Source organism: Actinomadura formosensis NBRC 14204, assembly GCF_001552155.1.
GTDB lineage: Bacteria > Actinomycetota > Actinomycetes > Streptosporangiales > Streptosporangiaceae > Spirillospora > Spirillospora formosensis.
Window position 1 is genome coordinate 1 of sequence record NZ_BCQQ01000085.1, and the last position, 11,428, is coordinate 11,428.

At 73.4% G+C, this 11,428-nt stretch carries 13 protein-coding genes; 5 read left to right on the forward strand and 8 right to left on the reverse strand.

Going from position 1 to position 11,428, the window contains the following annotated elements; genetic code table 11:
- Positions 1-120: 120 nt before the first annotated feature.
- Genes AF1_RS21345 through npdG form a run of 3 tightly spaced genes read right to left on the reverse strand, consistent with a single transcriptional unit; the run spans position 121 to position 2,305 of the window.
- Entirely contained in the window at positions 121-438 is a 318-nt protein-coding gene (locus AF1_RS21345) for a hypothetical protein (RefSeq protein WP_131732718.1), read from the reverse strand.
- 32 nt (positions 439-470) lie between these two features.
- On the reverse strand, positions 471-1,553 hold the full coding sequence (locus AF1_RS21350; protein WP_165488396.1) for a potassium channel family protein: 1,083 nt from the start codon (positions 1,551-1,553) through the stop codon (positions 471-473).
- A gap of 47 nt (positions 1,554-1,600) precedes the next feature.
- A complete protein-coding gene (gene npdG, locus AF1_RS21355) occupies positions 1,601-2,305 on the reverse strand; it encodes an NADPH-dependent F420 reductase (RefSeq protein WP_067802046.1) in 705 nt (234 codons plus the stop codon).
- A gap of 92 nt (positions 2,306-2,397) precedes the next feature.
- Between npdG and AF1_RS21360 the strand changes: the two genes are divergently transcribed.
- Positions 2,398-2,994: a hypothetical protein gene (locus AF1_RS21360; RefSeq protein WP_067802051.1), complete on the forward strand. Its 597-nt coding sequence runs from the start codon at positions 2,398-2,400 to the stop codon at positions 2,992-2,994.
- Positions 2,995-3,064: 70 nt separating this feature from the next.
- Here AF1_RS21360 and AF1_RS35275 read toward each other — a convergent pair whose 3' ends face one another.
- Positions 3,065-3,241, reverse strand: coding sequence for a hypothetical protein (locus tag AF1_RS35275; RefSeq protein WP_165488397.1), 177 nt, complete (start codon positions 3,239-3,241; stop codon positions 3,065-3,067).
- Between the two features lie 67 nt (positions 3,242-3,308).
- Between AF1_RS35275 and map the strand changes: the two genes are divergently transcribed.
- The 3 genes from map to AF1_RS21375 all read left to right on the forward strand — a co-directional run bounded on the left by map (position 3,309) and on the right by AF1_RS21375 (position 5,787).
- Entirely contained in the window at positions 3,309-4,160 is an 852-nt protein-coding gene (gene map, locus AF1_RS21365) for a type I methionyl aminopeptidase (RefSeq protein ID WP_067802054.1), read from the forward strand.
- A gap of 60 nt (positions 4,161-4,220) precedes the next feature.
- Positions 4,221-4,910 carry a ComEA family DNA-binding protein gene (locus AF1_RS21370; protein ID WP_067802056.1) on the forward strand — a complete coding sequence of 230 codons (690 nt, stop codon included), beginning with the start codon at positions 4,221-4,223 and terminating at the stop codon, positions 4,908-4,910.
- Positions 4,911-5,070: 160 nt separating this feature from the next.
- Positions 5,071-5,787, forward strand: coding sequence for a metal-dependent hydrolase (locus AF1_RS21375; protein WP_174548880.1), 717 nt, complete (start codon positions 5,071-5,073; stop codon positions 5,785-5,787).
- On the opposite strand, the gene AF1_RS21380 is transcribed toward AF1_RS21375, so the two are convergent.
- The 3 genes from AF1_RS21380 to AF1_RS21390 are packed head-to-tail and all read right to left on the reverse strand — an operon-like array spanning position 5,788 to position 8,425.
- A complete protein-coding gene (locus AF1_RS21380; protein WP_131732719.1) occupies positions 5,788-6,294 on the reverse strand; it encodes a hypothetical protein in 507 nt (168 codons plus the stop codon).
- Positions 6,291-7,754 (reverse strand): sensor histidine kinase, encoded by a 1,464-nt coding sequence (locus tag AF1_RS21385; protein WP_067802062.1) that lies wholly within the window; start codon positions 7,752-7,754, stop codon positions 6,291-6,293. The genes AF1_RS21380 and AF1_RS21385 overlap by 4 nt, the downstream gene beginning before the upstream one ends.
- Positions 7,748-8,425: a response regulator transcription factor gene (locus tag AF1_RS21390; RefSeq protein WP_067802067.1), complete on the reverse strand. Its 678-nt coding sequence runs from the start codon at positions 8,423-8,425 to the stop codon at positions 7,748-7,750. The genes AF1_RS21385 and AF1_RS21390 overlap by 7 nt, the downstream gene beginning before the upstream one ends.
- Before the next feature lie 101 nt (positions 8,426-8,526).
- Between AF1_RS21390 and AF1_RS21395 the strand changes: the two genes are divergently transcribed.
- Positions 8,527-10,248: a hypothetical protein gene (locus AF1_RS21395; protein ID WP_131732721.1), complete on the forward strand. Its 1,722-nt coding sequence runs from the start codon at positions 8,527-8,529 to the stop codon at positions 10,246-10,248.
- On the opposite strand, the gene AF1_RS21400 is transcribed toward AF1_RS21395, so the two are convergent.
- On the reverse strand, positions 10,242-11,339 hold the full coding sequence (locus AF1_RS21400; RefSeq protein WP_067802072.1) for a baeRF3 domain-containing protein: 1,098 nt from the start codon (positions 11,337-11,339) through the stop codon (positions 10,242-10,244). The two genes, AF1_RS21395 and AF1_RS21400, sit on opposite strands and share 7 nt — an antisense overlap.
- Positions 11,340-11,428: the final 89 nt, after the last annotated feature.

Consider the following 11,428-nt stretch of genomic DNA (forward strand, 5'->3'; position numbering starts at 1 on the left):
TACGCCCAGGTGCTCGGCACCCGGACCAGCGTGGTGGGCCGGTCCCGGTACCGGCTGACGAGCTCGGCGATGCCGACGAGGCAGCTCAGCGAGACGGCGACGGCGTATCCGAGCACCCGCTCACCCCTCGGTCAGCCGGACGACCTCGTCGATCTCGCGTTCCACGGCGACCAGGCCGCGCTCGCGCAGCGTCTCGACGGCGTCGGCGACCTCCAGGAGACCGAGCCGGGTCGCGTGGTGAAGCTGCTCCAGCGACAGCGGGCCGTTCGCCGCGCGCAGCCGGGCCAGGACGCGGCGGCACGCGTCCTGCGAGGCGGGCTCGGCCTCGGCCGCGCCGCCGGGCTCCGCGCCGGGCGGCCTGCGCGGCGCGGCGCCGCGTCCCGGAGGCGCCAGGAACGCGCTCCACGGATCCGCCGACCGGTTCTCTCGCATGTCCACCTGCCTGTCGCCACCCTGATGCTATGTCACTGTTACGACGCGCCGGAGCCGCCGTCCGCTCCCGCGCTTTCGGGGCGGGCGCGCTGCCGCGGCGACGACCGCGCCACGATCAGCCGGTCGCCGGCGGCGAGGGTCGCGCAGCCGGGATGGTCGAACGGCAGCGTCCGGTCGCCCCGGACGACCGCGAGCGCCGGTTCGCGCACCGCCGTGAGCGGCCCGCCGACCTCGTCCGGGCGGACCTCGCGCTCCACCAGGTCGAGGCCGCTGCCCTGGTCGAGGAGGTCCTCGATGACCTCGCTGACGCTCGGCTGGGTGGTGGACACCCCGAGCAGCCGCCCGGCCGCCTCCGACGAGGTCACCACGTGGTCGGCGCCGGACTGCCGCAGCAGCGGGGCGTTCTCCGACTCGCGCACCGACGCCTGGATGCCGGCGTGCGGGTTGAGCTGCCGCGCGGTCAGGGTGATCAGCACCGCGGTGTCGTCGCGGGCGCTCGCCACCACGATCTCCCGGGCGCGCTGCACCGCCGCCTGTCTGAGCACCGAGCTGCGCGTCGCGTCCCCGACGATGCTCACGAACCCGGCCTCCGCCGCCTCGGCCACCACGCGCGGGTCCGGGTCCACGACGACGATCGACCCGCGGTCGACGCCGGTGCTCAGCAGGGTCTTGATGGCGCTGCGGCCTTTCGTGCCATAGCCGGCCACCACGATGTGGTCCCGCACGCGTGCCCTCCAGCGTGACTTGCGCCAGTCCTCGCGGGTGCGTTCCGCCAGGACCTCCAGGGTCGTGCCCACGAGAACGATGAGGAACAGCACCCGCACGGGCGTGATGAAGACGATGTTGATGAACCGGGCCGCGTCCCCCACCGGGGTGATGTCACCGTAGCCGGTGGTGGAGACGGTCACCGTCGCGTAGTAGAAGGCGTCGAGCAGCGACAGCTCCCCGTCGCCGGAGTCTTTGTATCCGCTGCGGTCGGCGTAGACGACGGCCACCACGGAGAGCAGGAGCACCAGCGCGATCCCGACCCGCTTGGCGACCGCGCGCAGCGGCGCCGTCCTGGAGGAGGGCAGCAGGACGAGCGGGCGCCCCGCCGCCTCCGGATCGTTCAAGCTCGGCACCGCACCGAGCTTAACGAGCGGTTGGCCGGTCCAGGACCGGCCGCCGGTCACACGTCGGTGACGCGCAGCCCGGCGTGGGCCTTGTAGCGGCGGTTGATGGAGATCAGGTTGGCGGTGAACGCCTCGACCTGGTGGGCGTTGTGCAGCCGGCCGCCGTAGACGCCGCGCATCCCGGGGATGCGGCCGGCGAGGGCCTGGACGAGGTCGGTGGCCTCGCGGTCGTCACCGAGGACGAGGACGTCCAGCTCCATCTCGGCCACGCTGGGGTCGAGCAGCAACTTGGCGGAGACGTGATGGAATGCGGCGACGACGCGGCTGCCGGTCAGGACGGCGGCGGCCTGCTCGGCGGCACTGCCCTCCTCGACCGGCAGCGCGAACGCGCCCTTGCCCTTCTCGAAACCGAGCGGGTTCACGCAGTCGATGACGATCTTGCCGGCCAGTTCGGCGCGCAGCGACTCCAGCGTGGCCTTGTGGCCCTCCCACGGCACCGCGACGATCACCACATCGGACTCCCCCGCCGCGACCGGGTTCTCCGCGCCGGAGACCGGCAGGTCCGCGCCCTGTTCAGCGGCGAGCCCGGCGGCGGCCTCCTGCGCGCGCTCGGCCTTGCGCGACCCGATCGTCACCCGGTGCCCGGCGAGCGCGAACCGGCGCGCGAGGCCCTTGCCCTGGTCGCCGGTGCCGCCGAGGATGCCGATCGACAGGCCGCTCGCGTCGGGAAGGTCGTAGGGGGTCTTCTGCTGCTCAGTCATGCGATCGAGTCTGCCAGGCGGCTCCCCGCACGCTCCGCCCCGGGCGCCCTCATCGGCGAAAACCGCCTGATCAAGGCGTCCGGTGCGGCAGCATGGTGCCCGTGGACGCCGAGCAGATCACCATGTTGCGCGAGGTCCTGTCGACGACGGGCTGGCTGGAGCGGACCCAGGAGTTCGGCCGTGCGCTGCGGGTCACCTCCCGCACCCCGGGCGGGCTGCTGCTCGTCGGCACGCCCGGCGACGACCCGTGGCATCTGGCGGCGCACCTGGACGACGAGAGCCGGCTCGGCGGCGTCCCCGGCCTGGCCCCCACACTGGTCCGCTGGACGCCGCCCGCCGACGCGCCCGCGCACCTGCGGATCGGGTTGGAGCGGCTGGAGGCGGCCCGGCGCGGCGAGACGCTGTTCGTCGTCGCCGAGGAGGACGCGCCCGTCCCGCTGCTGGAGCGGGTCGACGACGCGCGCCGCACCGGCGCGACCGTCCTCGCGCTGGAAGGCGGCGACCGGGAGCTGCGGGGCCTCGCCCATGAGGCGCTGACCGTCCCCAAGGACGAGGCCCTCATGTCGTTCGACGGCGCCCAGCATCTGGTCAGCGCCGCGGCCGGGCAGGAGCCGGCGCGGAGCCCGCGCGGGCTCCGCCACCGCCTCGCCAGGTTCCTCGACGCCGTCTCCGGCCCGGTCGTCGACTGAGGGGCATCCTCGCTTCGCTGCGGTGCCCCTCAGTCGTCGGCGGGGGCCTGGGGGGCGCCCCCGGATGAAGTCAGTTCTCGTTCTGCTTGCGCCACGCCTCGTTGCGCTCGCGGGCGAGCACGAGGGCGTTCGCCGCGTCGCTCTCGGACGCGTACGGCCCCATCCGGTCCTTGCCGGGGCAGCCGGGCCCATGCTCGACCTTCATGTGCTTCAGGCAGAACCACCAGTCACCATCGTCACCGGCCATCGGCGCTCCTCTCGCTCGCTTCCGCAGGGATTCGTTGCCGCGATCCCGCTGACTACACTCCATCACTATGACGACCCAGCTGCTCCGGCCCGGAAACGTTTCCCCCATGCGCAAGGTCCCGTCCTCCATCCCGCGACCGGAGTACGTGGGCAAGAAGCGGCCGAAGACCGGGGAGCCGGACGTCAAGACACCCGAGATCATCGAGAAGATGCGGGTGGCGGGCAGGATCGCCGCGCAGGCACTGCGGGAGGTCGGCGAGAACATCCGGCCCGGCATCACGACCGACGAGCTCGACCGGATCGGGCACGAGTTCCTGCTCGACCACGGCGCCTACCCGTCCACGCTGGGCTACCGCGGGTTCCCCAAGTCGCTGTGCACCTCGATCAACGAGGTGATCTGCCACGGCATCCCGGACGACACGGTCCTGCGCGACGGCGACATCGTCAACATCGACATCACCGCGTTCATCGACGGCGTCCACGGCGACACCGACGCGACGTTCCTGTGCGGGGACGTGGACGAGGAGTCGCGGCTGCTGGTCGAGCGCACCCACGAGGCGGCCATGCGCGGCATCCGCGCGGTCAAGCCGGGACGGGCGCTGAACGTCATCGGGCGGGTCATCGAGTCCTACGCCAAGCGGTTCGGGTACGGGGTCGTCCGCGACTTCACCGGCCACGGGATCGGCACGACGTTCCACTCCGGCCTGGTCGTCCCCCACTACGACGACCCGAGCGCCACGACGGTCATCGAGCCGGGGATGACGTTCACGGTCGAGCCGATGCTGACGCTCGGCACCTACGACTACGACATCTGGCCGGACGGCTGGACGGTCGTCACCAAGGACCGCAAGCGCACGGCGCAGTTCGAGCACACGCTCCTGGTGACCGACGACGGCCATGAAATCCTCACCCTGCCGTGACGGTCCTCTTGATCTAGAGTCCGGTTTACGTCACACACCCGGCCGGGAGAACCTCTCCAGATGAACGCCCCAGCGCCCTATGAGCCGAGGGTCCCGTCCGACAGCATGCCGCCGGGGCGGGCGGCCCTGAGCGTGACGTGGGCGGCGCTGCCGTTCCTGACCCTCGGCTACGCCACGCCGTTCACGTTCGCGGCGGCGGCGCTGTGGCGGCGCAGCCTGCACCTGACGGTGTCCACGGCCGCGTATCTCGGGGTGTTCGCGCTGGCGATGTTCCTGCTCCCCGGCATCAACGAGGACGAGGGCACCGAGCGCGTGTTCGGCATGCTGCTGTTCGTCCTCGCGGTGGTGGGATGCGGGCACGCGTTCCTGATCCGGCGCCGCGTGTTCGACCCGCACGGGCTGTCGGCGGTCGACAACGAGGCCGTGGTGGAGCGGGTCAAGCGGCGCCGGCTGCTGCGGGAGAAGGCGCGGGAGCTGGCGGCGGCCGACCCGGGCCTTGCCAAGGAGCTGCGGATCGGACGTCCCGACCTGCCGCGCCAGTACAACGACGGGGGGCTGATCGACGTCAACCACGCCCCGGCGGAGGCGCTGACGCTGCTGCCCGGCATCACCCCGGAACTGGCGGAGAAGATCGAGCGGGTGCGGGCGGAGACGGGCGGGTTCATGTCCGCCGAGGAGCTGTCCGCGATCGCGGGGCTGCCGCCGTCCCTGACGAGCGACGTCGCCGACTACGCCGTCTTCATCCGCTGATCCGGTCCCGGCCGGGTGACCCGGAACCGAGACCCCCATCCCCGCATCAAAGGGACGTGGCGCCACCTTCGGCGCGTCGCCGCTGAAAACGATCAGTAGCGGGTTAGAGTCCCGCCCTGAATACGGGCGGCGGACGCTCTGGAAGGCGGGGGAACGGCACATGATGGGCAAGACGCATGCCCTGAGCGGCGCGCTGGCGTGGCTGGCCGCCGTCCCGGTGCTCGGCTACGAGCGGCTGCTCGGCGAGTACGCGGTGACGCTGTCGCCGGAGCAGATCGCGGCGGGCGCCGTGGTGTGCGCGGGCGCGGCGATCCTGCCGGACATCGACCACCACAACGGGCGCATCGCCAACACGTTCGGCCCCATCACCCACCACATGTGCAAGTGGATCGGGAAGCTCTCGGGCGGTCACCGGCACGCCACCCACTCGATCCTGTTCGCGGTCGGCATGGGCTGGGCGATGGACACGCTCGCCACCCACTACGTCTACGCCTGGTGGGCCTGCCTCTTCATGATCGTCGGGCTCGGGCTGCGCGGCGTCGGGCTGGACTTCGAGGGACGCGAGCCCCAGTCCGCGCTCGCCGACTGTGCGCTCGCCCTCATCGCCGTCTGGCTCATGCACAAGATCGATATGAGCTTCGCGGGGTTCGCGGTGACCCTCGGCTGCCTGGCGCACGTCGCCGGCGACTGCCTGACCCCGAGGGGCTGCCCGGTGTTCTGGCCGCTGCCGTGGCGGATCGACATCCCGGTCGTCCCGCGGACGGACGGCAAGGTGGAGCGCTGGGTGGTGATGCCCGTCCTCACCCTCGGCATCGCCGTCCTCGCCATCCGGTCGGTCCTCGGCGACATCACCGCCCAATGGCTGACGAGGAACTGATCAGGACAGCAGGTCGGAGAACTGGTCGCAGGTCAACGGGCCGAGCCTGGCCATCGGGCCGTGCACCTTGGCCAGCTTGACCGCCTCCACGCCGGGGATGGCGGCCGCGGTGCAGGTGATCTGGGCCACCGCAAGACGCGACCAGACCTGCCGCCGGCCGCTCGGCGGACCGGCCGGGTGGACGATCAGCACGGTCGGCTTGGCGGCGGCCTCTTCGACACGGGCCGGAGGGTGAACCTCGGTGCGCAGGCCGGAGCTGCGCTCGAACGATGTGGGCGTCACCGACAACTGGTCGATGGCCAGGTAGGGGCGGCCGGGGAGCCCCGGCCGCGTGACCGCCTCCAGTCTGCCGCCCTGCACCAGGTAGACGGTCATGGCGGCGGCGTTCCCGTGCGCGTCCGGCGGGTCGCCCGCGCTGATGATCCCGGTCGGCCGGACGCCGCAGCCGGCGGTCGCGAGGACCGCCGTGGCCACGGCGGCGGCCCGGCGGAGACGCGACCGTCTCATGCCGGCCCACCACCGTTCCCAGCGGGCAGCCAGAGCGTGAACTCCGCCCCGCCGTCCGGGCGGTTGGCCGCTTCCAGGGTTCCTCCGTGCAGCATGGCGTTCTCCTTCGCGATCGACAGGCCGAGCCCGCTGCCGTCGCTGCGGGAACGGGCCGCCTCCGCCTTGACGAACCGGTCGAAGACCACGGCGATCAGCTCGCCGGGCAGCCCGGGGCCGCGGTCGGCGACGACGACCTCCACGCCGGAGGTCCCGTCGCGGTCGGCCGGCGCAAAGCGCAACGTGACCGGCGGGCCGCCGTGCTTGAGCGCATTGCCGGCCAGGTTGGCGATGACGACGTCGAAACGCCGCGGGTCCAGGCGGGCGAACAGGTCCGGGGGACCCTCGACGGTCACCCGGTCCCGCCAGCCGCGCGCGCCCAGCGTGCCCGCGATCGCGTCGGCCAGGTTCACCTCGTCCAGAACGAGCGAGGCGGCGCCGGCGTCGAACCGGCTGATCTCGATGAGGTGCTCGACGAGCCGGCCGAGCCGCCGGGTCTCGTCCGCGACGAGCCGGGCGGCATCGCCGTCGTCGCCGCCCGCCTCGTCCGCGAGCACGTCGGTCATCGCGATCATCGAGGTGAGCGGGGTGCGCAGCTCGTGGGACACGTCGGCGACGAACCGGCGGGACGCGGCCTCCATCGCGCGCAGCTCGAGCACCGTCCGCTCCAGCGCCTCGGCGGTGCGGTTGAAGGTGCGGGCGAGGTCGGCCAGTTCGTCCCGGCCCCGCACGTCCACGCGCGTCGCCAGCTCGCCCGCGCCGAGCGCGCGGGCGGCGGCGCCGAGGCGGCGCACCGGGCGCAGCACACCCCGGGTGGCCAGCAGCGCGAGGAGGAGCGCCGCAAGCAGCGCGACCGCGTCGGCGATCGACAGGACCCGGGTGAACAGCCGGAGGTCGGACGCCTCCCGGTCCAGGCTCGCCGTGAGGAAGACCATCGGCGGGGTGGTCCGCTGCGGCTCGTCCATCGTCGTCTCGTAGCCGGTGACGCGCGCCCCGACCAGCAGATAGGGGCGGCTCCGGTTCATCCTCTCCTTGCGGACGACGCGCTGGAAGACCATTCCGCGCATCGCGCGCCGCGCGAACTCCTTGCTGACGGGAACGTCGAGATGGCCGGGCTCCGGCAGCCTCACCGAACCGTCCAGTGGTACGGGCACCCACACCGCCTGGTGTCCCTCGGCGGTGAGGGCTTCTATCAGCTCCTCGCCGACGTCCTCCTGCGTGTCCGGCGGAAGCTGGTCCGGGATGTGCTGGGCGAGGGCGGTGCGCACCTCGCTCAGCACCGCATCCTGGGCGCGCTGCAGCATCACCCGCCGCACGAGCACATAGGACAGGCCGGACGCCAGCACGGACGCCAGCAGCGCGACCGCGGTGAACGCCGCGGCGAGCCGGACCCGCAGCCCGGTGAGGGGGCGCAGCCTCAGCACGGCGCGGTGAAGCGGTAGCCGAAGCCGCGGACGGTCTCGATCAGCCGGGGCTCGGCGGGCTCGTCCTCGATCTTGGCCCGGACGCGCTGCACACAGGCGTCCACCAGCCGCGAGTCGCCGGGGTAGGTGTGCTCCCAGACCTCCGCGAGCAGGTACTGGCGGGTGAGGGTCTGGCCCGGCCGCCGGGTCAGCTCCAGCAGCAGCCGCAGCTCGGTCGGGGTGAGGCGCAGATCGGCGCCGCCCTTGGCGACCTTCAGCGAGGCCCGGTCGATGACGAGGTCGCCGTAGACGGAACGGTCGAGGCGGGTGTGCTCGGCGCGGCGCAGGACGGCGCGGATACGGGCGTCCAGGACGCGGGGCTCGACGGGCTTCACCACGTAGTCGTCGGCGCCCGCCTCCAGGCCGAGGACGATGTCGAGGTCGTCGCCGCGCGCGGTCAGCAGGATCACCGGCAGCGAGTCGTCCCGGCGGATGCGGCGGCACACCTCGATGCCGTCGATGCCGGGCAGCATCACGTCCAGGATCGCGATCTCGGGGCGCCGGGCCCGCAGTGCCTCCAGGCCGTCCTCGCCGGTGGCGCGGGAGGTCACCCCGTGCCCCTGCCGGGTCAGCGCCAGTTCCAGGGCGGTCCGCGCGGACGGATCGTCCTCGACAAACAGAATGCTCGCCACCGGGCCATTATTGGACACCCGCGATCAAGCACCGCACTGTGTCACGAAATCCGGACACTTCTCGCACACGGCGATGACATACGGCGGGGAGCGTGATCGTCATGACGCTCGCGATCACTCCGGCCCTTCCGCAGGCACCGCCGGATTCCCCGTCCCCCGCCCGGCCGCGCGCCCTCGGCTGGCTGCTCGCCGCCGGTGTGCTCGCCCAGGTGGCGGTACGGCTGTGGTTCGCCCGCGCGCGGACCGGGCCGGTGGCGAACCCGGACGAGACCGGCTACCTGGTCGCGGCCCGGTGGCTGACCGGCGGGCCGGCCGCCGACCTGTCCGGGAACACCTTCTACCGGGGCGGCTATCCCCTCCTGCTCACCCCGGCCTCCTGGTCGTCGCACGACCCGGTGACGGTCTACACGGCCGTCATGGTGATCAACGCGCTGATCGGCGCGGCGCTGTTCCCGCTCGGGTACGCGGCGGCGCGCCGGTTCGGGCTGGCCCGGCGGGCCGCGCTGCCGCTCGCGTTCACGGCGGCGCTGCTGCCCGCCACCACGTTCTTCGGCGCGTTCGTGCTCGCGGACGCCGTGCTGCCCGCGCTCGTCCTGGCGTGGCTGCTGAGCCTGGACCGGTTCGCCCGGAAAGGCCGGGCCGTGGACGGGGTCCTCGCGAGCGTGGTCGCGGCCTACACGCCGGCCGTCCACACGCGCGGGACGGTCCTGCTCGCCGTGCACGCGCTGGCCCTGGCCGTGCTCGCGGTGAAACCCCTGCGGCGGCGCGCGGCGCTGGTCGCGGGCGGCGTGGCCGCCGCCGGGTACGCGGCGGCTGCGGTGTTCAACGCGCATCTGCAGAACACGATGTACCGGCACGGCACGCGGGACCTGGCCGGGAACTTCGAACGCCGGATGACCACGGTGGCGGGGCAGGAGCGGGCGCTGGCCGGGGCCGCCGGGCAGGTCTGGTACCTGATCGTCTCGACCTGGGGGCTGGCCGGGATCGGGCTGGTGGTCGTCGCCGCGGCGCTGGTGCGGCGGCGGACACCGCCGGCCGACCGGCTCATGGCGGCCGTGCTGACCGCCGTGACCTGCGGGATCGCGTACGCGTCGACGGCCGCGCTGCCGGACGAGCACCGGGTCGGCAACTTCGCCTACGGCCGGTACCTGTCCTGCCTCGCCCTCGTCTACGCGCTCGCGGGCGCGGCGGCGCTCGTCCGGTCGCAGGCCCGGACGGCGATGCGGCTGACGGCGGCGGCGCTGCTCGTCATGGAGGGCGCGGGCCTGTGGGTCGCCGGCTACGCGGGCGACCGGCTGCGCACCCACACGTTCATCGGCTTCGACTTCCCCGAGACCATGTTCCTGACCGGCGACCGCACCGCGCTGCACCTGCAGTGGACGGCGCTCAGCGCGGGCGTCCTGCTCTGCGGGCTGCTCCTGCTGTCGAGGCCGGCCAGGACGCCTCTCCTGGCTCTCGGCGTGGCCGGGATCAACCTGGCCGCGATGACGTTCCTCATGGGGCCGTCGCCCGACCGCATCCACCCGGCTCGGCCGTTCCCCGGCCCGGCGGCGGGCGGGGTCGTCGCGGACGTGGCGGTCGGCTGGGACGTCCGGATCAAGCTCATGCACCCGGTGTGGTGGACGCGGATCGGCCGAGTCGACGTCCGCGACGGCCGCCCGCCCGCGCCCGGCGTGTGCACGGTGCTGACCTCCCTGCCGGACGGGACGTCCCCGGAGGCGTCATGGCCCGCGCACCCGGCGGGCTGGCGGCCGTACCCGCGGCGGGACCACCCGAACGGCTGGGTGGTCTGGCGGGCCCCGGTCTGCCCGGCGGCTCAGTAGCGCGTCACCAGCGCGATGCGGTCGTGGTCGACGAGGAAGCCGTCCGAGACGAATGTGACCTCGCCGCCGTACTCCAGCACCGTCTCGATGGCGTGGTCCACGGCGTCGTCGACGACGTCCGCGCCCTTGAGGTCGCCCGGCCTCCCGTCGACCGGGACGAGTTCGCCGCCGGTCCGCACCGCGGGCGCGTAGTAGCCGCGTTCGACGACCAGGTGCTCGGCGCGGCCCTCCTCGGCCAGGCGGCCGACCTCGCGGAGCCCGCCCGCGTACCGCTGGATGCTGCGCGCGGCCTCCAGTTCCGCCAGCACGCCGACCTCCCGCAGGTCCTCGTAGGCGGCGAGCGCCGGGCGGGCCGCGTCGGCGAGGGTGCTGGGCGCGGCGCCCTCGAAGCTGCCGTCGACGCGGCCCGCCACGGTGATGTGCGGCCCGGCCACCTCGTCGAAGAACGCCTGGTGCCGGGTGACGCCCGCGACGATCAGCGGGCGGCGGTCCCGGCCGAGCACGCGGTCGAGGGCGGCCACCACGTCCCGCATGAGCTGCCGCTGCCGCTCGCCGTCGCCGCCCTGCGCGGCGCGCCGCGCCTGCCGCCCGGAGCCGGCCTCGTCGATCGGCGCGGGCACGGCCGGGAAGCCGCCGCCGGTGCGCTCGGTCAGCTCCTCGCCGCGGCCGTCCCACAGCCGGGCCCGCTGGTCCGACAGCGACAGCAGCCAGTAGCGCGGGGTGCGGGTGTAGGCGGCGACGAGGTCGCGGGTGGCGAACCCGGTGTTCACGATGACCCGCTCGTCCACGTGCTGGCCGATGGTGAACGCGTGGTGTTCGCCGCCCGGGGCGGCGAACAGCACCAGCCCGTCGGACGCGTGCCGCAGGTCGACCTCCTCCGCGGCGCGCTCCAGCCCGTGGACGACGTGGTCGGCGGCGCCGGGCGGGACCCGGGCGTCGTCGTGCAGCCGCCGCCGTGCCTCCGCCAGGAGGTTGCGCAGCCGGATGCGGTCCTCGCGGCTGCCCGTGACGGCCCGGTGCGTCGGCATCAGCACCGACACGGCCGGGTAGGCCCGCGGCTTGCGCAGCTCGGACAGGGTAGCGGCGTCCATGATCCCCCGATTAGTCAGCCTTGTTCGCTTATGTCTCTTTTGTAGCCACCCATTGGTAAACGAGGTGTAAGCGCGGGCCGAAGACCGTG